The organism is Pseudomonas sp. SK (genome assembly GCF_012975065.1).
GTDB lineage: Bacteria > Pseudomonadota > Gammaproteobacteria > Pseudomonadales > Pseudomonadaceae > Aquipseudomonas > Aquipseudomonas anuradhapurensis.
Genome location: NZ_CP051857.1, coordinates 3,403,382 through 3,427,042 on the forward strand (window position 1 = coordinate 3,403,382; position 23,661 = coordinate 3,427,042).

Here is a 23,661-nt window from a genome sequence, read left to right on the forward strand (position 1 = left end):
ACCATGGGCGAAGGTGCCGATCACCTGTAAATTGCGTTCATATTCAATTACCGTGGATCCTACCAGCACGTCCACGAAACCATGCCGGCTCTTACCTTTTTCGTGGAACTTAGCCAACGCCTCTGTGCCCGTTACGTGGGACCTGATCCACCACGGTTGCTCGGGAAACATCAGTGGCAACTTGGCTGAGAGCGCATGGCGCAGTGTGTCCTCCGCCTTGCCCTGATTAATGAGGGAAACCGCTTCCTTCAGGAATGCTTGGCCTTGCACCTCGACATAAGTTGCCCCCATGCTTCTTCCCCTTTCTTCCCTTGTGTTTTGTCCGCTGTGCTTGTCCCGCACGTGCAATGTCTCTAAGACTTGATATGTTTACTTTGTCGCTACCGAGAGCATCGGCGACGACAACATCAATCTGGTTAATTGTTTCCTCTGCCCTCTCCACTACCGCTGCAGTGAGCTGCTCGCCCAGCTCGCCAAGTAGCCGCAACTGCTGTTCGGTAAACACAGGGACAGGGAGCCGGCGCAAATGGGTAGCCTCTACCTTAAGTGCCCCCCCGCCCATCACAGCCCCAGAGCACTCGATTATGGCTTGCGACCATGCGCTATTCATGAAGGCGAACAGGCCTAGCGCATTCCAATTGGTTGCGGGTAGCGTCCACATAGTCGAAAAATTCGCATCAATCAGGCAGGCGCGTTCTCGGTTCAGGTAGGCAGTAGGAGTTGCCGAGTTGACGCGCGCCAAGATGACGTCAGCCCTATGTCGTGGAGCGAAACTCGGCAGCATGTACCAGTGCCGGGCCGGTGTACCATGAGCGGCAGACCTAATGTTGGGCGCGACCGCCGTTAGCTCCCACACTTTTTGCTGTTTCGTATCGGTACCAAAATTTACCAACCCCGCGGCTCGAACCACGTCTGCTAACTCGGTGGGCATTTCCTCATACGGCGGCGAGAGTAAGTCACCTGCCCCTCTGTCTTCTGGGAGAGCGTGTCGACGCAGATCCAACACCCAACCTGTCGTGATCTCAGGCGAGACGACGAAACCTGCCGGCAATTCTGCCTGACGCCTTAGAACTGGCCTTGCGATTTCGAGCGATACATTGGCTACGTGCCCTGCCAGCGGCCCCGAGAAAGTTAGCCGAACCATGTTCCCTTGCCGCTCGCCATCAGCGTAGAAGAAGCCATTAGCCCCAGTCCGCAATCCCTGACCAATTGCAACCCCTTGGGATTCGAAAGTCTTGAAAGCTGGCGCGATGCATTGGCGAGAAAGCCATTCGTGGATCGAATGCGGAATAAATACACCATCACCCTTCTCTACAGGCTCTTCACCCATTGCCGCGAACCATTTCTGGCGCGACGCACAAGCAATGACATTAGCGTGTCCGCGCGCCAAGTAGACGGGGTGCGCCCGAACGAGCCCAGTCGAGTGGGAAGACGCGTTGCGCAACCAAGACTGAGCCTGTGTGGCGAAGATCTCCTCGACGCTTTGCCCCGGCAAAGCAATTCTGCCGATTGGGCTTTCGGGAGTAGCAGCTGCTGCGGATATCGCAATATGGCAGTAAGCAGCACCCTCAGGCTGAGAGAGCGCTATCGCTCTGCGCTTTACTCGCCTTGCCACAATAAGAGTCGTCTTAACCTGAGCATCCCCGAACCAGGCTGCATGTTCGTCCTCTACGACAAACTCGATCTCGAACCAACGAAAAAGCAGGTAGTGGACGATTATGGCATAGTCTCGGCTAAGCCAGGACTCGGGAACGACCAAGGCGAGCCTGCCGCCAGGCTTGACAAGTCCTGCGCAAAGGATCCATGAGGGCACAGCAAGGTCCGACAACCCCGAGTATCCCTCGACGAGGTGCGAAAAGAGTCGCTTATCCTCAGCCTCGAGCGAGGGAAGAATCTGAATAGCCTTTAGTAATCCCGAGCGAATCTGCTCCGCATTAGGCAATGCATGCGCCGCTTCCGACTTATCTGAGAACGACTGATATCGAACATAAGGAGGATTAGCAATGACGACATCCCACGCTTTTGCTGGCAAGCGAGACAGGACATCTGGATCGAAAGCGTTGCCAAGCAGGATATCGGCGCTTGGCAAACGGCGGAGGCATACACTATGAGCAGTCGCATCAATCTCAATGCCTGCCAAGACTTCAGGCTTCGCGCCGATATCGAGGCACGAAGCGAGCAGGTCGCCAGAGCCGACCATTGGATCTATTATAGTTTTCGCCCGGTCCACTTGAGCAAGGGAGGCCAGTACCCGTCCAAGACCAAGCCCTGTAAAATACTGACCAAGTCTTTTGCGCAGTTCCGCGCTTGCAGTTAGGTCCAGCTCGAGAGAATGCTTATGCGCTTCCTTCATGACGACGGAAAGGCCTCCTCAGAGTCCGCCCGAACCTTAGCTAGCGCATAAAACGTCTTTGCGTCAATATCCACATCGCGCCCGAGCTCGAGACATCTGCCGATAAATTGCGAGTAGAGACGTTGGGGATCAACCTTTCCGCCGCTGCGAGCGCTACGGATCACCTCTTCGGCAATCTTCGAACAGGGAATCGAAGTGGATCGCTCCGCCTCTCGCTTTGAAAGAAGGAGCAATGGATCGCCTTTTACCGACACCGAGGAAACCACTTGCTTGAAACTCGCCTGGATCTTATCTAAGACACTGGTCGCCTCAACGGTGAAACCAGCGGTAGCGTATGACTGCACCAACGCTCGCCAGATCTTTGAGTGCGCCGAATGAAAAACGACCGTAGCCTTACCGTCGGCTTTCAACACTCGCGCCATTTCCTTGAATACGCCCCCCATCATTGCGCCGTATTCAGCTACACCCTTCGATTGCGATGGACTCACAATTACTTCCTGCGAGCGATCAGTTGTGCGCCCAAGCCACAGCTCGTTGATTTGGTTTAGTTCGGCGTAGGGAATGTAATCGCCGAAGGGCGGGTCGGTGAAGATATAGTCTACCGAGCCCGCTTTAAGCGCAATTCTTTCACTACTGCTATTGTGAACCACGATATTGCTTCGGCTCCCATGCAGCATATGGAAGGAATCGACAAAAGCTTTCGACTTTCTTCGCAACCCTTCCAGGATGTTCTTTTCGACGGGTAAGCCACTGATATAGAGAACGCCGCTCTGCGCACCTGTCAGGACAAAATCATTTTGACCTTTTTTTAGTACCACTCGAGTCATTAGGGTCGAGTGGCTGGCGTTATAGCTCAGAATCAAGAGGCGCAGCGGAGCCTGCATCTCAGCAGGGAACTCCGAAGCGAGTTCCATCAACGTCGCCATTACAATGAAGTTACGCTTCGTGTAGAAGTGATGGAGCTTTTCAATACCGAGGTGGTAGCCTGCGCGACGCAGCTCTCCCCACTCAATGTCCGCAAGCGGCGCAGATGAGGGCGGTTTCGTCTTGGATACTGCTGCTAAAAGCTTGTAATCCTCGTCGGCGGGCGGCCGCTGCCACTTCGATGTGCCAGTACGGCCATGGACCCGCACTAATACCCGCTTCTTTGTGAGGGACTTGTACCCAAATGCATCCGTGACCGTCTCAGTAGCTCGCTCGCAGGCGTCTATAGCAACCTGGCTGCGGCAAGCCTCGCAGTGGAACGAGTCTGCCATGACCAGCGGGTTCGTCTTAACGCTGGCATCCCAAAGAGAAATCTGCGCCTTACAGTAGGGGCAGATGAGAACATCTGACCATATGGTATGTCGAAGCACGCCCGGCCGGCCGGAAGCATCATGCGTCTCATAGAGCCACCCAATTCGGGCCTCAGCTTGCCTGCAAAACTCATCTACAACTGCCCGAAACTCATCTGAGGCAGGAGGATGGCAAAGCGTTTCCGAAACGAAGGAACCCAGCGTACCAATCTCGAATAAATGCGCCGTACGCGGGCCCCACTTCGGAACTACACCCAGCGCGTTTGCCATTTTTTCCATCTCTGGAGTTGGCTTGTCGCAAAGCAAGGTAGCAAGCCCTGTAGTTCCGCTACCTGCGAAAGCATCCAGCACCGTTGCGCCGGGCTCGGTATGAACAGCGATGTAGACTGCGATAGCCTCTGGCGATATCTTTGTCGGATATGAAAAGGCGTTGTAGAGCGGCCCCGTACGTGTGGAAGGTAGAGGGGTCGCGTAAAGCTCGGCAATATTGGTCACAGCTGGAGTGTTCTCAATGCAAACCTCTGGCACGCGCACGTCGTGCAGGTCGCTTCAAATTCAAAACTCATGGTTGCTCAGGCGCTTACCTTCGAGCTCCGCCCATAGACCACCTCTTCTTCAAGAGTCCCCCTTGGCACGCAGCAATTAGTGGCGAACACCTCAGGATGTTCAAATGCTGCACTGCTCATGCGCAGCAGTCGCCCTCTAGCAAGCTAAAAAAGGCAGCAATCAGATGCCCAGGGTTTCGTTCCAATAGCCGAAATTCCATGATTGCCTCACAATTGTCCGAGCAAGCGCCTTATGGTGCCCCAGCACCTCAATACACAGCTCAATGCAATGTTGGAAGGCATTGGCCACCCTCATAGGCGTAGCATTGACGCAACGGTAAAAAGCGAGATTCAGATTTCTCCACACTTCAGGCCAGTGAATCTCAATTGGCAACCATTTGGCAACTAAAAAACGACCACCCTCGCATCGAGAACGAAAACCATCAAGCATAAAAAATCCAGCCACCACTAAGTGACTGGATTTTTAGGGATTTTTGGTCGGGACGGAGTGATTCGAACACTCGACCCCTTGCACCCCATGCAAGTGCGCTACCGGGCTGCGCTACGCCCCGACTACATTCTCACAACCTCTGAGAACGATGAAGAATTTACCCTAACCTCCTGATAAATGAAAGCTTTTTCTCAAAAAATTTTCACTCATCGCCAATCAGGTCACTTCTTCAACACCACCAACACATCCTCCAACTCGACAATCATCTGCCGAATCAGCTGCTTGTACTGGCTTGACTCATCCTTGGCCTCCTCACTGGAGAGCCTCAACCGCGCCCCACCAATGGTGAAGCCCTGGTCATAAAGCAGCGCACGAATCTGGCGAATCATCAGCACGTCCTGGCGCTGATAATACCGCCGGTTCCCCCGCCGCTTCACGGGATTGAGCTGGTCGAACTCCTGCTCCCAATACCGCAGCACGTGCGGTTTTACCGCACAAAGCTCACTCACCTCACCAATGGTGAAGTACCTTTTGCCCGGTATGGGGGGCAGTTCGTCGTTATGGCTTGGTTCCAGCATAGGCCTCAACCCGGGCCTTCAACTTCTGCCCTGGACGAAAGGTGACGACGCGCCGTGCAGTGATCGGGATTTCTTCCCCAGTCTTGGGGTTGCGGCCCGGCCGCTGGCGTTTGTCGCGAAGGTCGAAGTTGCCGAAACCGGACAGCTTGACCTGCTCGTTCTCTTCAAGTGCGTGCCGAATTTCTTCGAAAAACAGCTCGACCAGCTCCTTGGCCTCACGCTTGTTAAGCCCTAGCTCCTCGTACAGCCTTTCGGCCATCTCAGCTTTCGTCAGAGCACCCATGCCGTTATTTCCTTAACGTGGTGTTCAACCTTTGTTCGAGCGAGGTGAGGATGTTTTGCAGTGCGGCGTTCACCTCATCGTCGTTAAGAGTGCGCGATGGATGCTGCCAGGTCAAGCCGACGGCCAGGCTTTTTCTATCAGGATCAATGCCTTTACCCTGGTAGACATCAAACAGCCTGAGGTCTGTGAGCCATTCGCCTGCATTGTCACGAATTACTTCAAGCACCGCGCTAGAAGCTACATCACGTCCTGCGATCAAAGCCAGGTCACGACGGGTTTCCGGGAACTTGGACAGCTCGCTGAACTTCGGCAGGCGGCCTTCGACCACGTCACCCAGCACCAGCTCGAAGAGGAACACCGGGCGGTCCAGGCCCAGGGCCTTGGCCAGCTCTGGGTGGATGGCGCCGAGGTAGCCGACCAGCTTGCCGTCACGCTCGATGGCGGCGGTCTGGCCCGGGTGCAGGGCGGGGTGCTTGCCGGCGCTGAAGGTGAAGTCGCCCAGCGCGCCGGAGTAGCCCAGCAGGGCTTCCACGTCGGCCTTCACGTCGAAGAAGTCGACGCCGTCGCGGCCGTTGGCCCAGCCTTCCGGCAGGCGGCTGCCGGTGACCACGCCGGCGATCATCGGTTGCTGCTGCAGGTCGCCGAGCTGGCCGACGAAGCGCAGGCCGCTTTCGAACAGGCGCACGCGGTCTTGCTGGCGGTTCAGGTTGTGCTGCAGTGCCTTGACCAGGCCCGGCCACAGCGAGGCGCGCATGGCGGCCATGTCGCTGGAGATCGGGTTGGCCAGCAGCAGCGGCTCTACGCCCGGGCTGAACAGTTCGAACAGTTTCGGGTCGATGAAGCTGTAGGTGATGGCTTCCTGGTAGCCGCGGGCAACCAGCAGGCGGCGCAGGGTCGGCAGGTCACCGCGGGTTTCTGGCTTGCCTTGCGGCGCCAGGCGGGCTTGCGGGTAGCGCACCGGCAGGTTGTTGTAGCCGTACAGGCGGGCCAGCTCTTCGATCAGGTCCACTTCCAGGCTGATGTCGAAGCGGTGGCTTGGGACGTTGACGGTCCACTGCCCTTCCCCGTTACGAGTCGTGGTCAGTTCCAGGGCGTTGAGCAGTTGCTCGACCTGGGCTGGGTCCATTTCCATGCCGAGCATCTGGGTGATACGTTCGGCGCGCAGGGTCACCGGGGCGACTTGCGGCAGGTGCTGTTCGCTGACGGCTTCGACCACCGGGCCGGCTTCGCCGCCGACGATGTCGAGCAGCAGCTGGGTGGCGCGCTCCATGGCTTCGCGGGCCAGCTGCGAGTCGACGCCGCGCTCGTAGCGGTGCGAGGCATCGGTGTGCAGGCCGTAGGAACGGGCTTTACCGGCGACGGAAATCGGCTCGAAGAAGGCGCTTTCCAGGAACAGGTCGCGGGTTTTTTCGGTGTTCACACCGCTGTGCTCGCCACCCATGACGCCGGCGATGGCCAGGGCGCGGGTATGGTCGGCGATGACCAGGGTGTCGGCGCGCAGGGCCACTTCCTGGCCGTCGAGCAGGACCAGCTTCTCGCCTTCTTCGGCCATGCGTACGCGGATGCCGCCGTTGATTTCTGCCAGGTCGAAGGCGTGCATCGGCTGGCCGAGTTCGAGCATCACGTAGTTGGTGATGTCGACGGCAGCGTCGATGCTGCGCACGTCGCTGCGGCGCAGGCGCTCGACCATCCACAGCGGGGTCGGCTTGCTCAGGTCGACGTTGCGGATGACGCGGCCCAGGTAGCGTGGGCAGGCCGCCGGGGCGCTGATTTCGACCGGGCGCACTTCGTCGTGGGCAGCCGCTACGGCTGGCACCGCCGGGCGGGTGACCGGGGTGTCGTACAGGGCGCTGACGTCGCGGGCCAGGCCGGCGATGGACAGGCAGTCACCGCGGTTCGGGGTCAGGCCGATCTCGATGCTGGCGTCGTCCAGGCTCAGGTACTGGCGAATGTCTTCACCGACCGGGGCGTCGACGGCCAGTTCCAGCAGGCCGTCGTTCTCTTCGCTGATCTGCAGCTCGGCAGCCGAGCACAGCATGCCGAAGGACTCGACGCCGCGCAGCTTGGCCTTCTTGATCTTGAAGTCGCCGGGCAGTTCGGCGCCGATCATGGCGAACGGGATCTTGATGCCTGGGCGGGCGTTAGGGGCGCCGCACACCACCTGGAAGGTTTCCTGGCCGTTGCTGACCTGGCACACGCGCAGCTTGTCGGCGTCCGGGTGTTGCTCGGTGGCGAGGATCTCGCCCACGACGATGCCGCTGAACTGGCCGGCAGCGGGGGTGACGCTGTCGACTTCGAGGCCGGCCATGGACAGGCGGGCGACCAGTTCATCACGGGAGACTTGCGGGTTTACCCAACCGCGCAGCCACTGTTCACTGAATTTCATGCTGTTCTCCTGAAAGTTGCGTCGGGCATTGACCTAGCGGAATTGCGCGAGGAAGCGCAGGTCGTTGTCGAAGAACAGACGCAAATCGTTGACGCCATAGCGCAGCATGGCCAGGCGCTCGGCGCCCATGCCGAAGGCAAAGCCCTGGAATTCTTCAGGGTCGATGCCGGACATGCGCAGCACGTTCGGGTGCACCATTCCGCAACCCATTACTTCCAGCCAGCCGGTTTGCTTGCACACGCGGCAGCCTTTGCCGGAACACATCACGCACTGGATGTCGACTTCGGCGGACGGCTCGGTGAACGGGAAGAACGATGGGCGGAAACGTACCGCCAGTTCTTTCTCGAAGAACACCCGCAGGAATTCTTCGATGGTGCCCTTGAGGTCGGCGAAGTTGATGTCGCGATCGATCAGCAGGCCTTCGACCTGGTGGAACATCGGCGAGTGGGTGATATCCGAGTCGCAACGGTACACGCGGCCCGGGCAGACAATGCGGATCGGCGGCTGGCTGGACTCCATGGTGCGCACCTGCACCGGCGAGGTGTGGGTGCGCAGCAGCATGTTGGCATTGAAGTAGAAGGTGTCGTGCATCGCCCGCGCCGGGTGGTGGCCGGGGATGTTGAGCGCTTCGAAGTTGTGGTAGTCGTCTTCCACCTCGGGGCCTTCGGCGATGCCGTAGCCGATGTGGGTGAAGAACTGCTCGATGCGCTCGAGTGTACGGGTGATCGGGTGCAGGCCACCGGTGGCCTGGCCGCGGCCTGGCAGGGTGACGTCAATGCATTCGGCCGCCAGGCGAGCGCTGAGCTCGGCTTCTTCGAAGGCCGCCTTGCGGGCATTGAGCACCACGGTAACGCGCTCTTTGGCGTCGTTGATCAGCGCGCCGACTTTCGGCCGCTCTTCGGCTGGCAGGTTGCCCAGGGTCTTCATCACCTGGGTCAGTTCGCCCTTCTTGCCGAGATAATTAACCCGGATCTGTTCCAGGGCATTGATGTCTTCAGCGCGCTCCACAGCTTCCAGGGCTTGGGAGACCAGCGCATCCAGGTTTTCCATGTACAGACTCCAGATACGAAAATAGGGGAAGAGCTTTGAAGGCTCTTCCCCTATCGATGACGTTCAATGCCCGACGGCGCTAGCGCCGCCGGGTGATTGTCGCGGGTACTTAAGCCAGAACGGCTTTAGCTTTCTCGACAATCGCAGCAAACGCCGCTTTTTCGTTCACTGCCAGATCGGCCAGAACCTTACGGTCGATTTCGATCGAAGCCTTTTTCAGGCCAGCAATCAGACGGCTGTAGGACAGACCGTTGGTGCGGGCACCGGCGTTGATACGAGCGATCCACAGTGCGCGGAACTGACGCTTCTTCTGACGACGGTCACGGTAGGCATATTGACCAGCCTTGATGACCGCCTGCTTGGCAACGCGGAATACGCGCGAGCGTGCACCGTAGTAGCCTTTAGCCAGTTTCAGAATTTTCTTGTGACGCTTACGAGCGATGACGCCACGCTTAACACGAGCCATGAGTAACTTCCTCTATCTAAACCAGAATTAACGTACGCGCAGCATGCGCTCGACTTTTGCCACGTCAGACGGGTGCAGCAGGCTGGCACCGCGCAGTTGACGCTTACGCTTGGTCGACATTTTGGTCAGGATGTGGCTCTTGAAAGCGTGCTTGTGCTTAAAGCCGGAAGCGGTCTTCAGGAAGCGCTTCGCAGCACCGCTCTTGGTTTTCATTTTTGGCATGTTGGAACTCCGCATTCGATAAAATTACACAATAATCATCAGGCCTGCCGTGCCCGGGAGATTACTTCTTCTTTTTGGGGGCGATGACCATCATAAGCTGGCGTCCTTCCATCTTCGGATGCTGCTCAACGGAGCCGTATTCGGCGAGGTCGGCTTCGACCCGCTTCAACAGCTCCATGCCCAGCTCCTGGTGGGCCATCTCACGGCCGCGGAATCTCAGAGAGATCTTGGCCTTGTCCCCATCGGTAAGGAAACGTACCAGGTTGCGTAGTTTTACCTGGTAATCCCCTTCTTCCGTCCCTGGACGAAACTTGATTTCTTTAATCTGGATCTGCTTCTGGTTCTTCTTGGCTTCGTTGGCCTGCTTCTTCTTCTCGAAGAGGTGCTTGCCGTAGTCCATCACCTTGCAGACGGGCGGCTGCGCGTCGGCAGAAATTTCTACCAGATCCAGCTTCGCTTCATCAGCGATACGAAGCGCTTCATCAATCGAGACGATGCCAACCTGCTCGCCGTCAGCGCCAATTAACCGAACCTCGCGTGCCGAGATATTCTCGTTGATCGGGGCTTTCGGTGCAGTTCGTTTATCGTTTCTCATTTCACGCTTAATAGTCATTACTCCGATTCTAGGCGACCGCGCTGGGCAACAGCGCTGTTGAGCAGCTGCGTGAATTCAGCCACCGGCATGGAGCCGAGGTCTTTGCCTTCACGGGTGCGTACGGCGACGGTCTGCGTTTCGACTTCGCGATCCCCTATAACCAAAAGGTACGGGACCTTGAGCAAAGTATGCTCGCGGATTTTAAAGCCGATCTTCTCATTTCTCAAGTCCGACTTGGCACGGAAACCGCTACCGTTCAGGGTATTTTCCACCTCGAGGGCGAAATCGGCCTGTTTGTCGGTGATGTTCATGATCACCGCCTGGGTTGGCGCCAGCCAGGCCGGGAACACACCGGCGTAGTGCTCGATCAGCATGCCGATGAAGCGCTCGAACGAACCGAGGATGGCGCGGTGCAGCATGACCGGGCGCACCCGGCTGTTGTCTTCGGCGATATAGCTGGCATCCAGGCGCTCGGGCAAGTTCGGGTCGTACTGCAGGGTACCGCACTGCCAGTTACGGCCGAGGCAGTCGCGCAGGGTGAACTCGATCTTCGGCCCGTAGAAGGCGCCCTCGCCCGGCTGGTATTCCCACTCCAGGCCCGATTCGTTCAGGGCATCGGCCAGTGCACCTTCGGCACGGTCCCACAGCTCTTCGGAACCGACGCGCTTGGCGGGGCGGGTCGACAGCTTCATGGCGATGTCGGTGAAGCCGAAGTCCTTGTACACGTCCAGGGTCAGCTTGATGAAGTCGGCGGCTTCCTTCTTCACCTGTTCTTCGGTGCAGAAGATATGCGCGTCGTCCTGCACGAAGCCACGCACGCGCATGATGCCGTGCAGGGCGCCGGACGGCTCGTTACGGTGGCAGGCACCGAACTCGGCCAGGCGCAGCGGCAGGTCGCGGTAGCTCTTCAGGCCCTGGTTGAACACCTGCACGTGGCACGGGCAGTTCATCGGTTTTACCGCGTAGTCACGGCTTTCCGACGAGGTGGTGAACATGTTCTCGGCGTAGTTGGACCAGTGGCCGGAACGCTCCCAGAGAATGCGGTCGACCACCTGCGGGGTCTTGATTTCCTGGTAGCCGTTGGCGCGTTGCACCTGGCGCATGTACTGCTCGAGCACCTGATACACGGTCCAGCCGTTGGCATGCCAGAACACCATGCCCGGGGCTTCTTCCTGCAGGTGGAACAGGTCAAGCTGCTTGCCGATCTTGCGGTGGTCGCGTTTTTCGGCTTCTTCGATGCGCTGGATGTACGCGGCCAGCTGCTTCTTGTCGGCCCAGGCGGTGCCGTACACGCGTTGCAGCTGCTCGTTCTTGGCATCGCCGCGCCAGTAGGCGCCGGACAGCTTGGTCAGCTTGAACGCCTTGAGGAAGCGGGTGTTCGGCACGTGCGGGCCGCGGCACATGTCGACGTATTCTTCGTGGTAGTACAGGCCCATGGCCTGCTCGTCCGGCATGTCTTCGACCAGGCGCAGCTTGTAGTCTTCGCCACGGGCCTTGAACACGTCGATGACCTCGGCACGCGGGGTCATCTTCTTGACCACGTCGTAGTCCTTGTCGATCAGCTCCATCATGCGCTTTTCGATGGCGGCCATGTCTTCAGGGGTGAAGGGGCGCTCGTAGGCGATGTCGTAGTAGAAGCCTTCGTCGATGACCGGGCCGATGACCATCTTGGCGCTCGGGTACAGCTGCTTCACCGCGTGGCCGACCAGGTGGGCGCACGAGTGGCGAATGATCTCCAGTCCCTCTTCATCTTTAGGGGTGATGATCTGCAGGGTGGCGTCGTTGTGGATCAGGTCGCAGGCATCGACCAGCTTGCCGTCGACCTTGCCGGCCACGGTGGCCTTGGCCAGGCCGGCGCCGATGGAAGCGGCGACTTCGGCTACGGATACGGCATGATCGAACGAACGTTGACTGCCATCGGGAAGAGTAATAACGGGCATGGCGCCTCCTCTCCTAGTGGTGACCCCTACCAAAGGTCACGTGGGTTGGGATGAGCCAGTACAAGATCCGACCTGCCTTCCTGTACAGGAAGCCTGCCTCACAGTGGCAGAAGCCTTTCGGCTTGCGGGGACGAACCAGAGTGACTGGAAAGAAAAAAGATAGCTGCGGGCGCGCAACGGCGTGACCACAAGCCGAGCATGCTAGCACGCGGCTTGTGGGCCACGCAGAAATATTTGGAAATTACAGTGTTTGGGTGAACTTACACGGAAAAATTCCTATCAGACCTTGGGAAGCAACCTACTCTTGATGAGACCTTAACCCAAGGAGTAACTGGTTATGCGAGTTCCGTCTCTTCTGGCCCTGGCGGCCGCTGGCGCCCTGCTGCTGCCCGTGGCTGCGAACGCCGGCAACTTCCCAGCCGGGAAGGAGGCCGCCTACATGACCCAGTGCACCCAGGTGGCCAGCGGCCAGGGCGTTGACGCCGCAACCGCGAAAAAGCACTGCGATTGCGGTGCCCAAGCCATCAAAAAGAATTTCACCGACGCGGAAATCGCCGACCTGGACAGCAAGGATGGTGTTGATGCCAAGCTGATGCAGAAGGCGCAGACCGTGGTGAAACAAGCCTGCGCACCGAAGAGCTGAAACCTTGCAGCCAGAGCGGATGAGCCAATCTTTGCCCTGGATCAATATCCTGCGAAGGTAAAAGGCGCTAGATGCGCAGAATTAGACTATGATGTGTCCCGTGCTCCGTAGCCTCGGCCGCATTGCACCACTGAAAAAACTAAATGTTCTGGAGATTCACCCATGTCCAATCGCCAACAAGGCACCGTCAAATGGTTCAATGATGAGAAAGGCTACGGCTTCATCACCCCAGCAGGCGGCGGCGACGACCTGTTCGTTCACTTCAAGGCCATCGAATCCGACGGCTTCAAGAGCCTGAAAGAAGGCCAGACTGTTTCCTTCGTCGCCGAGCGCGGCCAGAAGGGCATGCAGGCTGCACAGGTTCGTCCGGAGTAATTCGGATAGCTGTAAAAAAACCCGCCCTCGTGGCGGGTTTTTTTATGGCCGCTTGCCAGGCCAGCCCCGCTCGCTTCCTGTAGGAGCGGCCTTGCGTCGCGATGGGCCGCGCAGCGGCCCCAGATTCTCAGCCCTGCAGCAAAGATTGCCGGGGCCGCTGCGCGGCCCATCGCGACACAAGGCCGCTCCTACAACGGACCGCGGCGAGCAGGTCAGCCGCAGTTGACCCGGGTCACCTTGCCCTGCTCGTCCACATTCAGGTTCAGGCGCTCGGAACGGTACTCCAGGGTGACCACATCGTGCGGCTTGAGAATGCGCGCCATCTGCGAGCCACTGGCCTTGCGCGCCTGCTCCAGCAGTTCGGCGCTGGCCACTTTGCCAATGGTGAAATCGGCGCCGCTGGCGTCGCAGCGGCCATCGTTGCCAGCCGGCGCGGCCGGCGTAGCGCCACCGCCAGCATTGCCACCAGTGCTGCAACCAGCCAGGACTACAGCCACCGCCAGGGTTGCCAGGTAAGCACGGGTACGGAACATGAAGCCTCCTAAATCGGTCCGGGAACTGCCTGATCCGACAGTTCCACTGTTCTTTTGTTGCAAAACCGGTCAAGTTTGCCTCAACCAAGCGGCACAGGCGAAAACGCAATCGTGACCGGATTTTGCACAAGCCGCCGCATTTGCCATATGCTTAAGTCGCAAGGTCAATGACGCAAAGTCATGATTTAGTGCAAGAAGTGGAGCGCACCCCGCCTCCATCGAACACCAGGGTCAGTGTTCGTCCTTCGTCCGGGCCCCCAACGAGAGCGTTAATGAGCAGCCACAGCATTGTTGCCGATATCAAGGTCAAATGGGCCGAAGGCCAGAGCGCGTACAGCCCCGGCACACCGGAAGAGTTGCTACTGATTGCCATCGACCTGCTGGTGCGCGACCGCGGCAGCGAGGCGGCGCGCAGCTTCATCGACCAGGTGTTCGAACGCTACGCGCCGCATGCGGCTATTCCAATCGGGCCAAACGGGCGCTGAGCAGGTCGAATAGGCCCTGGGCATCGCCCTCCTGCACCCACAGCACATTGGCAGGCTGCTTGAGCACGCCGTACCAGTCGGCAATGGTCTGGCCGAAGGTAGGGCCTTCGCGGCTGTCGATGCTCATGTGGATACGCCGGCCGCTGAACAGCTCGGGCTTGAGCAGGTAGGCGATGACGCTGGCGTCGTGCACCGGGCCGCCGGGCATGCCGTACAGGTCCATGTCGTGGGTGATGTAGGCGTTGAGGATGTCCACCACGCGCTTGCTGGCCTGGTTGTTCACTGCCGCCAGCTGCTTGAGGCGGGCGTCACTGGTCAGTAGCTTGTGGGTGACATCCAGCGGCAGGTAGGTCAGTTGCACACCGCTGGCCAGCACCACTTCGGCCGCATGCGGGTCGGCGTACAGGTTGAATTCCGCCGCCGGGGTAATGTTGCCGCCGTTGAAATGGGCACCGCCCATGACCACCACCTGCTTGATGCCCTTGACGATGTCCGGGCGCTGGACCAGCGCCAGGGCCAGGTTGGTCTGCGGGCCGAGCATGGCGATGGTGATGCTGTGCGGCTTGGCGGCGCTGAGGGTGTCGACCAGGTATTGCACGGCATTGCCCTGGGCCAGGGGTGTTTTCGGCTCCTTGACCTCGACGCCGGTGAGGCCTTCCTCGCCATGCACCTCGGCGGCGTAGATCGGCTTGCGCACCAGCGGGCGGCCGGCACCGGCGTACACCGGGATGTCGTCGCGGCCAGCCCATTCGCAGGCCAGGCGGGCGTTGCGCGCGGTCTTTTCCAGGCGCACGTTGCCTGCCACGGTGGTGATGGCGCGGATTTTCAGTTCATCGGGCGAGGCCATGGCCAGGAACAGCGCGACCACGTCGTCGGCGCCGGGGTCGGTGTCGATGATCAGGTCGATCGGGGCGGCCTGGACGGTGGCGGCGGTGACCATGAAAGCGATTCCTTGTAGCAGGGGTTTGAGCATGGTTGGCACTCCTGTTGCCAAAGCGAACGTCTGTAGGAGCGGCCTTGCGTCGCGATGGGCCGCAAAGCGGCCCCAGTTTTTCAGCTTCGCAACCAACATTGCCGGGGCCGCTTCGCGCCCCATCGCGACCCAAGGCCGCTCCTACAAAAAACAGCGTGTCCTGACGGTTAGAACGTGACGCCGGAAATCAGCGCGATGTTGCTGTAGGGCTGGCACTCGCCGGTACGCACCATCGCACGGGCGCTGCGCGACAGCACCTTGAACTCCTCATGGCTCAGCCACTCACGCTTGCCCAGCTTGCCTTTCAGCCGCTCGATCTCGACCAGCGCCGGCGGCACCACTTTCTGCATTTCTTCGGCCAGCACGTGGCGCTCTACCTGCAGCTCGCTCAGCACCACGCGCAGCACACTGGCGAAATCCGGCAGGCCTGGCGTTACGGCCAGGTCGATCAGTTCGACACCCGGCGGTACCGGCAAGCCGGCATCGCCAATCACCAGGATGTCGCCATGCCCCATGCCGGCAATGGTGCGTGACAGGGCGACGTTCAGCAGCGGGGTTTTCTTCATGGCGCAAGCTCCGCCAGGTAGGGAATCGACGGCTGGGCCCCGGCACGGGTAACCGACAACGCTGCGGCGCGCTGGCCAAAGGCGATGGCTTCGCCCTCCTCCAGGCCGCGCACCAGGCCGGCGGCAAAGCCGCCAATGAAAGTGTCACCGGCAGCGGTGGTATCCAGCGGCTGCACCACCGGCGCAGGGAAGTGCCGGTGGCCCTGGGCGGTGACCAGCAGCGCACCTTGCGCGCCCAGGGTAATGATCACCTTGCCCGCGCCCAGCTGCAGCAAGCGCTCGCCGGCGCGCCGGGCACTGTCCAGGTCGGTCACCGCCACGCCACTCAGGGCTTCGGCCTCGCTTTCGTTGGGGGTGAGGTAGTCGATATGCGCGAACCAGGCCGCGGGCAGCGGGCCGGTGGCGGGCGCCGGGTTGAGGATCACCTGCTTGCCCAGCTCGTGCCCCCTGGCCAGGGTCCAGGCGACGGTCTCGGCCGGCACTTCCAGCTGGCAGATGATGATCTCGGCCGCCTGCAGCAGCGCATCGAAGCGTTGCACCGACTGCGGTGTCAGCAGGCCATTGCCCCCCGGGATGATGACGATGCAGTTCTGGCTGGCCGCATCCACGGTGATCAGCGCCACACCGCTGGACACGCCCGGGCAGGTTTCGATCGCCCGGCAGTCGACGCCCTCGACATACAAGGCCTGGCGCAGTTGCTGGCCGTAGGCATCGTCACCCACGTTGCCGATCATCGCCACGCTGCCGCCCAGGCGCGCCACGGCCACGGCCTGGTTGGCGCCCTTGCCGCCGGGCACGGTGAAAAAACTGTCGCCGGGGAGCGTTTCGCCGGCCCGGGGCAGGCGCTGGGCGCGGGCCACCAGGTCCATGTTGAGGCTCCCGACCACCACGACCTTGGCACTCATGACATTTCCTTAGCGTTAGCGGTAATCATTGAACAGGTCCGGGCGTGGCCCGGTGGACTCGCGCAGCACCAGGCGCGGGGTGACGATGCGCTGCTCCGGCGCCCCCTGCCGAGGGCTACCGATGCGCGCCAGCAACAGCGAGGCGGCGCTTTCGCCCAGCTCGCGGATCGACTGGCCGACGGTGGTCAGCGGCGGATACACATAACGGCTGAGCTCGATATCGTCGAAACCGATCACCGACAGCTCGGCAGGCACGTTGAGCTGGCGCTCGGCGGCAGCGCGCAGCACGCCGAAACCGATCATGTCGTTGCCGGCGAAAATCGCCGTTGGCCGCTGGCCCTGCAGCACCTGCGCCGCCGCCGCATAACCGCCCAGGCTGGTGAAGTCGCAGTGCAGCACGCGGTTGCCCGCGGCCGTTGCGCCGGCCTCGGCCATGGCGCGCCGAAAGCCGCTCAGGCGCAGCTGGGACACCCCGGTTTCGGCGGGGCCGCCGATGTAGGCGATGTCGCGGTGGCCAAGCTCCAGCAGGTGGCGGGTGGCCAGGTAGGCGCCCAGTTCGTGGTCGATGCGCACCAGGTCGGCGTCCACGCCTTCCAGTTCGCGGTCGACGATGACCATCGGCGTGCGCACCCCGGCCAGGCTCTGCAGCAGGTCGCTGTCCTGGCCCACCGAGGCCACCACCAGGCCGTCGATGCGTTTTTCCAGCAGCACGCGCAGGTAGCTGCGCTGTTTTTGCGGGTTGTCATCGGAGTTGCACAGGATCACGCAGTAGCCGTTGCGCTCACAGGCATCCTCGATACCCCGCGCCAGTTCGGCAAAGTACGGGTTGACGCTGTTGGGCACCAGCAGGCCGATGGTGGCGGTGCTGCGCGCCTTCAACGAACGCGCCACGGCGCTGGGCACGTAGTCGAGTTCAACGATGGCGGCTTCGACTTTCAACCGCACCTGCTCGCTGACCGGGCGAGTCTTGTTCAGCACATGGGACACGGTGGTGTAGGAAATGCCCGCCAGTGCCGCGACGTCTTTGATGGTTGCCATGTTTTCAGTTCCGCCGGGCCGCGCGCCGGCTACGGTAAGTGTCGAGCACCACGGCGATGACGATCACCGCCCCGGTGATGATGCGTTTGGTCGGTTCGCTGGCGCCGATCTGCGCCAGGCCGGCGGCCAGTACGGAGATGATCAGCACGCCGAAAAAGGTACTGATCACCGAGCCACGCCCGCCCATCAGGCTGGTGCCGCCAATCACCACGGCGGCGATCACCTGCAGCTCCAGGCCGGCGCCGGCGTTGGGGTCGGCCGCCTCCAGGCGCGAGATCTGGAACAGCGCGGCCAGCCCGGCGAGCAGGCCCATCAGGGCGAACACCAGCACCTTATACGGGCGCGGATCGATACCGGCCAGGCGCACCGCCTCTTCGTTGGTGCCGATGCCGATCAGGTAGCGGCCAAACACCGTACGCGTCAGCACCAGCTGGGCCAGCACGATCACCAGCAAGGCGATGATGAACGCCGGCGAGATGCCAAAGGCGATGGGGTTGGAGAACCAGGCATAGGCATCGCCGATGTAGGCGGTGCGCGAGTCGGTGAACTGGTAGGCCAGGCCACGGGCCATTTCCAGCACGCCAAGCGAGACGATGAACGACGGGATGCGCCAGGCCACGGTAACGCCGCCGGTGATGCTGCCGGCCAACGCCGCCACGGCCATGCCCAGCAGGGCCGCAGGCAACATGCCCCAGCCCCAGCCGAGGATCGCCACGCTGACGGTCGAGGCGGCCAGCGCCAGCACCGAGCCCACCGACAGGTCGATGCCGCCGATGATCAGCACGAAGGTCATGCCCACCGCCAGCACCATCAGGTCGGGGATCTGGTTGGCCAGGGTGCTGAAGGTGTTGTATGACCAGAAGTGGCTGCTGAGGAACGAGAACAGCACGATCATGGCCAGCAACGCGCCGGCCAGGCCCAGGTAGGTACCCAGGCCAAAGTAGGTGCCACTGCGGCGCAGCGGTGCGGCGCCCTGGCTGTCGAGCGGGGTGGTTTTCATGCGTCCATCCTGGGGGCTGCATCGTGCAGCAGTGCGTCACGTTTCTGATAACCGGCAAAGGCGGCGGCCAGCAGCTGGTCCTGGCTCCAATGGTCGCGCTCGAAGGTATCGATCAGGCGGCCGGCCGAGAGCACGGCAATGCGGTCGCAGATCAGCATCAGCTCGCGCAGGTCGCTGGACACCACCACCAGGGCCTTGCCCTGGCGCGCCAGTTCGGCCAACAGGCCATAGATGTCGAACTTGGCACCGACGTCGATGCCACGGGTAGGCTCATCGAACAGTAGCACCTGGCAGTCACGCTCCAGCCAGCGGCCGATCACCACCTTCTGCTGGTTGCCACCGGACAACTCGCCGACCACCTGCTGCGGGCCGGCACTGCGGATGCGCATGGCCTGGATCTGCCGGGTGGCCAGGGCCTGCTCGGCCTGGCTATCGAGCACTCCGGCGCGCGACACCGCGCCCAGGTTGCCCAGGGCGATATTGGCGCTGATCGACTGGGTCAGCAGCAGGCCCTCGCCTTTACGGTCTTCGGTGATCAGGGCGATACCGGCCTGCACGGCGGCCTTGGGCGAGTCGATGGTGACCGCCTGCGGTGGCTGGCCGAGCGCGATGCTGCCGCTGTCGGCCCGGTCGGCGCCGTAGATCAGGCGCAACAGCTCGGTACGGCCGGCGCCGATCAGGCCGGAGATGCCAAAGATCTCTCCTGCCCTGACCTCGAACGACACCTCACGCACCTTGTCAGCGCGGCTGAGCTTGTCGACCCTGAGCAGCGGCGCACCGATCTGCCGACGGCCCAGGTCGATGTGCTCGCCCAGTTCGCGGCCGACCATCAGGTTGACCAGTTCGGCGCTGCTGTAGCGCTGGATCGGCTCGTCACACACCAGCCTGCCGTCGCGCAGCACGACGATGCGCTGGGCCACGCGCTGCAGCTCTTCGAGGCGGTGGGAAATGTAGACGATGGCCACGCCACGCCGGCGCAAACGCTCGATCTGGGTGAACAGCAGCTCCACTTCACGCGCGGTGAGCATGGCGGTGGGTTCGTCGAAGATCAGCACATGGCAGTCGCCGATCAGGTTGCGGGCGATCTCGACCATCTGCTGGTGGCCGATGCCCAGCTCGCCCACCGGGGTATCCGGGTCGATGGCGTCGAGGCCGACCTGGGCCATGGCGGCCGTGGCCAGCTGGCGCAGGCGTTTGTGGCTGATCCAGCCGAAACGGCTGGGCAGGTTGTCGAGGAACAGGTTTTCCGCCACGGTCAGGGTGGGCAGCAGGTTCAGCTCCTGCATGACCATGCGCACGCCGAGGCGCTCGGCCTCGCTGCGGCTGCCGGGCGCATAGGCCTGGCCGCGGTAGTTCATGTGCCCGCTGGTGGGGGTTTCCAGGCCACTGATGAGCTTGGACAGCGTGCTCTTGCCCGCGCCGTTCTCGCCGGTCAGGGCCAGTACTTCGCCGGCGCGCAGGCTCAGGCTGACCTCGGCCAGCACTGGCTGGGCGTAGGTCTTGCCCAGGCCGCTGGCGGCGAGTACCACTTCGTTGGCCGATGCAGGCATGGCCGTTTCTCCTGCCAGCAATCAGGGTTTGGTGATGAGTTGGACCGGGGTCTGGATGACGTTGTCGGCATCCACGTCGGGTTTCTCGCCCTTGACCATTTTCAGCGCCGCCTGGATGCCGTACACCGCCTGCTGGCTGGCCGCCTGGTCGAGGGTGGCGAGCACACGGCCATCCTTGAGCATGGGCTTGATGGCATTGATGTTGTCGTAGCCCACCACCTGCACCTGGCCGGTCTTGCCAGCGGCGCGCACCGCCGACACGGCGCCCAGGGCCATGCTGTCGTTGCCCGCCAGCAGGGCTTTCAGGTCTGGGTATTCATTGAGCATGGAGGCGGCGACGGCGTTGCCCTTGTCGATTTCCCAATTGCCGCTCTGCACCGAGACGATCTTGATCTGCGCGGCGTCCATCGCGTCCTTGAAGCCGGCGGTGCGCTGCTGGGCGTTGGTGGTGGTCGGCACGCCTTCGATGATGCCGACCTGGTCGCCGGCCTTGAGCTTCTCGTTGGCCAGGTAGTCGCCAACCAGGCGCGCGCCCTTGCGGTTGTCGGGGCCAACGAACGGTACACTGATGCCCTTGCTCTTGAGCAGCTTGGGGTCCAGGCGGTTGTCGATGTTGATTACCACCACGCCCTTGTCCATGGCTTTTTTCACTGCGGAGACCAGCGCCTTGGAATCGGCCGGGGCAATCACCAGCGCCTTGGCGCCGGCATTGACCATCTGTTCGACGATGCGGATCTGTTCGCCGGTGTCGGTCTCGTTCTTGATGCCGTTGGCGATCAGCTCGAATTCGTCAGGGTGGGCTTTCTGGTAGTCCTTGGCGCCGTCTTCCATGGTGCGGAAGAACTCGTTCGCCAGGGATTTCATCACCAGGGCAACCTTGGGTTTGTCTTCGGCGTGGGCTGCGGAGAATGGCGTGGCGAAGGACAGCGAGGTAACGACAGCGAGGGCCAACAGACGGCCGGGGAACGGCAGTTTCATGGACGATGACTCCGAATCTTGTGGTTTTTATCGGATAGCAAACGTTTGCGGTACCTAACTATGGAAACAGTACCGGGGTTTGTCAAATCCGTTTGGCTGTCGGAGGTCAACGAACTGCCGGGAGGATTATCCCGAAAACTTGTGCAAAACCGAATACCTTTCCCACGCTTGGGCCGGAAACTGCCCGGTTGTAGGAGCGGCCTTGTGTCGCGACGGGCTGCGCAGCAGCCCCGGCAATTTCTACCAAGCCAGGGAAAGGGGGCTGCTGCGCAGCCCGTCGCGACACAAGGCCGCTCTTACAAAAACCGCTGTTCCGGCCCGTTAAGCTATCGGCAACCTGTTGCGAAATAACTTACACTCAAATACTGTACGCACATACAGCAATAACAAGGAAACGCTTGTGTCCAACACTGCCTCCGCCACCCCCGACAGCTACGCACAACTGGGTATGCGCATCCAGAAGATCATCAACAGCCCCACCGCCCAGCGCAGCCGGGCGGCGCTGATCTTCCGCCTGGAACAGGAAACCCCCGAGGACTGGGAAACCTTGCTCGAGGAAATCGCCGAAAACGACAACGTCACCCTCGCCCATCGCGACGATGGCGGCGTGCAGATTTTCTGGACCGTGCCCAAGGAAGATTGACCGCACAGGCGCCCGCCGCCCTCAGGCCAGCGCCTGCAGGTAGGCACTGGCCTCGCGGTAACGGGCCAACCGCGCCAGGTCGGCAGGGCCTGGGCAAGGAATGCGCGAAAGGTCGCTGTTGTCGGCCAGGTCGGCCAGTTTGACGGTGCGCGCCAGCGGGTCATCGCCCAGGCGCACCACGAAGTCCTGGTAAGCCTCGCCCTTGCGGCGGCTGAGCGCCAGCAAGGCGGCAAGGATTTTCAGCGCGAAACCTTCGCGCGCCAGGTCGGAAAGGGTCAGCGGGGTATCTTCGATCACATCGTGAAGCACCGCGACAATCCGTTGTTCAGGTGTGGAAACCCGCATCATCACGCGTAGCGGGTGGAGAATATACGCTGCCCCACCCTTGTCGTATTGCCCTTCATGCGCCCTGGCGGCCACGGCAATGGCCCGCTCCAGTGTAGACATGAGGCCCTCCCCGTTCGGCTTCTTCCTGCCAAGCATAGCCAAACTTGGGCCACCGCGGTCCGTGTAGGAGCGGCCTTGTGTCGCGATGGGCTGCGTAGCAGCCCCAGGGGTTCGCCGTCACGGCAGACTCTGCGGGGCTGCTACGCAGCCCATCGCGACACAAGGCCGCTCCTACAGAGGCCGTGCAAGGCTGTGCAGTCAGCGGGCTGCGCCGTGCTGGATGACCACCGAATCGGTGCCCAGCTTGGCCATGACTTCGGCCTGGCGGGCTTCGGCTTCTTCACGGGTCGGGAACGGCCCCATCAGCACCACCGGCTTGCCGTTGCGGTACTCCACCGAGGACGGAATGCCCTTTTCGATCAGGCGTGCGGTCATGTCGCTGAGCGCGCCCATGTTGGCGCCCTGGATCACTTCCACGTCCCAGCCCTGCGGGGCCGGCTGGCCAGCCAGGGCCTCGGCGCGGCGCTGCAGGTCGGCGCCGCCGCACATCTCGCGGATGCGCAGGTTGTTGCCGCTGTCATCGACAATGATCTCGTACTGGCCATCACGCTTGATCGCCACATAGCTGCGGTAGGGCTCGTACTGCCCGGCATCATCCTTGCCGCGCACCTGGCCGCAGATGGTGCCCTGGGTGTCGATCCGCACGTTGCCGAACTTGGCCGTGTTGGGGTTGTGCAGGTGTTCGGCCACCTGCTTGTGCACGCCTTCGACCTCGTTCTCACAGCCCGCCAGGGCGAGCACTGCCATTACCACAGCCAGTTTGCGCACGCGTGTACCTCCAGATTCGAAGGGGCGGATTCTAGCACGCCGGGCAATGCCCCGAAGCGCGACCAAACGTTACAGCCTGCTTCGCGCGCACAGCAAAAAGGGCGATCATTGCTGATCGCCCTTTTCGGATTTGGTAGGCACAATTGGACTCGAACCAACGACCCCCACCATGTCAAGGTGGTGCTCTAACCAACTGAGCTATGTGCCTGTCGTGTGGTGCGCATATTAGAGATCAAACACACACCTGTAAAGCGTTTTTTTCAGAAAAATCAAAAACTTTCGGGAGCCGCCCAGGGCGAGGCAGCCTCGCGTCGCAAGCGCCAGCACAGCCGCCTGGCGCCAGGTAGAATCGCAATGAAAAAAGGGGTGACCCTTGCGGATCACCCCTTCTTCGATTTGGTAGGCACAATTGGACTCGAACCAACGACCCCCACCATGTCAAGGTGGTGCTCTAACCAACTGAGCTATGTGCCTGTCGTGTGGTGCGCATTCTACTCATTCCAAAAACCCTGTCAACACTTTTTTTCGCGCTAAGCTACTGAATCATAAACTCTTTATAGAAAGGTGCACGGGCAAGGGCCGAGTAAAGGATT

The 23,661-nt window shown here is 61.1% G+C and carries 24 protein-coding genes and 3 tRNA genes; 4 read left to right on the plus strand and 23 right to left on the minus strand.

Going from position 1 to position 23,661, the window contains the following annotated elements; all coding sequences use genetic code 11:
• Positions 1 to 226: 226 nt before the first annotated feature.
• The 11 genes from HG549_RS15600 to thrS all read right to left on the minus strand — a co-directional run bounded on the left by HG549_RS15600 (position 227) and on the right by thrS (position 12,164).
• Positions 227 to 2,353 carry an N-6 DNA methylase gene (locus tag HG549_RS15600; protein WP_170030399.1) on the minus strand — a complete coding sequence of 709 codons (2,127 nt, stop codon included), beginning with the start codon at positions 2,351 to 2,353 and terminating at the stop codon, positions 227 to 229.
• Positions 2,350 to 4,143 carry a DNA methyltransferase gene (locus tag HG549_RS15605; RefSeq protein ID WP_256665916.1) on the minus strand — a complete coding sequence of 598 codons (1,794 nt, stop codon included), beginning with the start codon at positions 4,141 to 4,143 and terminating at the stop codon, positions 2,350 to 2,352. The genes HG549_RS15600 and HG549_RS15605 overlap by 4 nt, the downstream gene beginning before the upstream one ends.
• 545 nt (positions 4,144 to 4,688) lie before the next feature.
• A tRNA-Pro gene (locus HG549_RS15610) sits at positions 4,689 to 4,765 on the minus strand.
• Positions 4,766 to 4,865: 100 nt separating this feature from the next.
• Positions 4,866 to 5,222, minus strand: coding sequence for a MerR family transcriptional regulator (locus HG549_RS15615; RefSeq protein WP_170030400.1), 357 nt, complete (start codon positions 5,220 to 5,222; stop codon positions 4,866 to 4,868).
• Entirely contained in the window at positions 5,203 to 5,505 is a 303-nt protein-coding gene (gene ihfA, locus HG549_RS15620; protein ID WP_003250679.1) for an integration host factor subunit alpha, read from the minus strand. Before ihfA ends, HG549_RS15615 begins: the two co-directional genes overlap by 20 nt.
• A gap of 4 nt (positions 5,506 to 5,509) precedes the next feature.
• Positions 5,510 to 7,891 (minus strand): phenylalanine--tRNA ligase subunit beta, encoded by a 2,382-nt coding sequence (pheT, locus tag HG549_RS15625; RefSeq protein ID WP_170030401.1) that lies wholly within the window; start codon positions 7,889 to 7,891, stop codon positions 5,510 to 5,512.
• Positions 7,892 to 7,924: 33 nt separating this feature from the next.
• A complete protein-coding gene (pheS, locus tag HG549_RS15630) occupies positions 7,925 to 8,941 on the minus strand; it encodes a phenylalanine--tRNA ligase subunit alpha (protein ID WP_170030402.1) in 1,017 nt (338 codons plus the stop codon).
• A 109-nt stretch (positions 8,942 to 9,050) separates the two neighbouring features.
• On the minus strand, positions 9,051 to 9,407 hold the full coding sequence (gene rplT / locus HG549_RS15635) for a 50S ribosomal protein L20 (RefSeq protein WP_003250671.1): 357 nt from the start codon (positions 9,405 to 9,407) through the stop codon (positions 9,051 to 9,053).
• Positions 9,408 to 9,434: 27 nt separating this feature from the next.
• Positions 9,435 to 9,629 (minus strand): 50S ribosomal protein L35, encoded by a 195-nt coding sequence (gene rpmI / locus HG549_RS15640; RefSeq protein WP_003250667.1) that lies wholly within the window; start codon positions 9,627 to 9,629, stop codon positions 9,435 to 9,437.
• Positions 9,630 to 9,690: 61 nt separating this feature from the next.
• Positions 9,691 to 10,242, minus strand: a complete 552-nt coding sequence (gene infC / locus HG549_RS15645) for a translation initiation factor IF-3 (protein WP_170030403.1) — start codon at positions 10,240 to 10,242, stop codon at positions 9,691 to 9,693.
• Positions 10,242 to 12,164, minus strand: a complete 1,923-nt coding sequence (gene thrS, locus HG549_RS15650; RefSeq protein WP_170030404.1) for a threonine--tRNA ligase — start codon at positions 12,162 to 12,164, stop codon at positions 10,242 to 10,244. The genes infC and thrS overlap by 1 nt, the downstream gene beginning before the upstream one ends.
• Before the next feature lie 337 nt (positions 12,165 to 12,501).
• Here thrS and HG549_RS15655 point away from each other — a divergent pair, with 337 nt between their 5' ends.
• Together HG549_RS15655 and HG549_RS15660 are read left to right on the plus strand one after the other, a co-directional pair.
• Positions 12,502 to 12,807 carry a hypothetical protein gene (locus tag HG549_RS15655; RefSeq protein ID WP_170030405.1) on the plus strand — a complete coding sequence of 102 codons (306 nt, stop codon included), beginning with the start codon at positions 12,502 to 12,504 and terminating at the stop codon, positions 12,805 to 12,807.
• A gap of 162 nt (positions 12,808 to 12,969) precedes the next feature.
• Positions 12,970 to 13,182, plus strand: a complete 213-nt coding sequence (locus tag HG549_RS15660) for a cold-shock protein (protein ID WP_003250656.1) — start codon at positions 12,970 to 12,972, stop codon at positions 13,180 to 13,182.
• 212 nt (positions 13,183 to 13,394) lie between these two features.
• On the opposite strand, the gene HG549_RS15665 is transcribed toward HG549_RS15660, so the two are convergent.
• Positions 13,395 to 13,715, minus strand: coding sequence for an I78 family peptidase inhibitor (locus HG549_RS15665; protein WP_170030406.1), 321 nt, complete (start codon positions 13,713 to 13,715; stop codon positions 13,395 to 13,397).
• Positions 13,716 to 13,987: 272 nt separating this feature from the next.
• On the opposite strand from HG549_RS15665, the gene HG549_RS15670 reads away from it, so the two are divergent.
• On the plus strand, positions 13,988 to 14,200 hold the full coding sequence (locus HG549_RS15670; RefSeq protein ID WP_170030407.1) for a hypothetical protein: 213 nt from the start codon (positions 13,988 to 13,990) through the stop codon (positions 14,198 to 14,200).
• On the opposite strand, the gene HG549_RS15675 is transcribed toward HG549_RS15670, so the two are convergent.
• From HG549_RS15675 to HG549_RS15705, 7 genes are all read right to left on the minus strand, one after another.
• The gene (locus HG549_RS15675) at positions 14,172 to 15,173 is read right to left on the minus strand and encodes a nucleoside hydrolase (protein WP_170030408.1); all 1,002 of its coding nucleotides are present in this window, start codon (positions 15,171 to 15,173) and stop codon (positions 14,172 to 14,174) included. The genes HG549_RS15670 and HG549_RS15675 overlap by 29 nt on opposite strands.
• A 167-nt stretch (positions 15,174 to 15,340) precedes the next feature.
• Positions 15,341 to 15,739, minus strand: a complete 399-nt coding sequence (rbsD, locus tag HG549_RS15680) for a D-ribose pyranase (RefSeq protein ID WP_170030409.1) — start codon at positions 15,737 to 15,739, stop codon at positions 15,341 to 15,343.
• The gene (gene rbsK, locus HG549_RS15685) at positions 15,736 to 16,644 is read right to left on the minus strand and encodes a ribokinase (protein WP_170030410.1); all 909 of its coding nucleotides are present in this window, start codon (positions 16,642 to 16,644) and stop codon (positions 15,736 to 15,738) included. Before rbsK ends, rbsD begins: the two co-directional genes overlap by 4 nt.
• A 15-nt stretch (positions 16,645 to 16,659) precedes the next feature.
• Positions 16,660 to 17,682, minus strand: a complete 1,023-nt coding sequence (locus HG549_RS15690; RefSeq protein WP_170030411.1) for a LacI family DNA-binding transcriptional regulator — start codon at positions 17,680 to 17,682, stop codon at positions 16,660 to 16,662.
• A gap of 4 nt (positions 17,683 to 17,686) precedes the next feature.
• Complete coding sequence (locus HG549_RS15695; RefSeq protein ID WP_170030412.1) at positions 17,687 to 18,682, minus strand: ABC transporter permease; 996 nt, start codon at positions 18,680 to 18,682, stop codon at positions 17,687 to 17,689.
• On the minus strand, positions 18,679 to 20,232 hold the full coding sequence (locus HG549_RS15700; RefSeq protein ID WP_170030413.1) for a sugar ABC transporter ATP-binding protein: 1,554 nt from the start codon (positions 20,230 to 20,232) through the stop codon (positions 18,679 to 18,681). The genes HG549_RS15695 and HG549_RS15700 overlap by 4 nt, the downstream gene beginning before the upstream one ends.
• A 21-nt stretch (positions 20,233 to 20,253) precedes the next feature.
• Positions 20,254 to 21,210, minus strand: a complete 957-nt coding sequence (locus HG549_RS15705; RefSeq protein WP_170030414.1) for a sugar ABC transporter substrate-binding protein — start codon at positions 21,208 to 21,210, stop codon at positions 20,254 to 20,256.
• 400 nt (positions 21,211 to 21,610) lie between these two features.
• On the opposite strand from HG549_RS15705, the gene HG549_RS15710 reads away from it, so the two are divergent.
• Entirely contained in the window at positions 21,611 to 21,853 is a 243-nt protein-coding gene (locus tag HG549_RS15710) for a DUF1654 domain-containing protein (protein ID WP_170030415.1), read from the plus strand.
• 21 nt (positions 21,854 to 21,874) lie between these two features.
• Here HG549_RS15710 and HG549_RS15715 read toward each other — a convergent pair whose 3' ends face one another.
• The 4 genes from HG549_RS15715 to HG549_RS15730 all read right to left on the minus strand — a co-directional run bounded on the left by HG549_RS15715 (position 21,875) and on the right by HG549_RS15730 (position 23,542).
• Positions 21,875 to 22,300: a GTP pyrophosphokinase gene (locus tag HG549_RS15715; RefSeq protein WP_170030416.1), complete on the minus strand. Its 426-nt coding sequence runs from the start codon at positions 22,298 to 22,300 to the stop codon at positions 21,875 to 21,877.
• A gap of 198 nt (positions 22,301 to 22,498) precedes the next feature.
• Positions 22,499 to 23,068, minus strand: coding sequence for an SPOR domain-containing protein (locus HG549_RS15720; RefSeq protein ID WP_170030417.1), 570 nt, complete (start codon positions 23,066 to 23,068; stop codon positions 22,499 to 22,501).
• A gap of 131 nt (positions 23,069 to 23,199) precedes the next feature.
• Positions 23,200 to 23,276: transfer RNA gene (locus HG549_RS15725), tRNA-Val, on the minus strand.
• Positions 23,277 to 23,465: 189 nt separating this feature from the next.
• Positions 23,466 to 23,542, minus strand: a tRNA-Val gene (locus HG549_RS15730).
• Positions 23,543 to 23,661 lie beyond the last annotated feature (119 nt).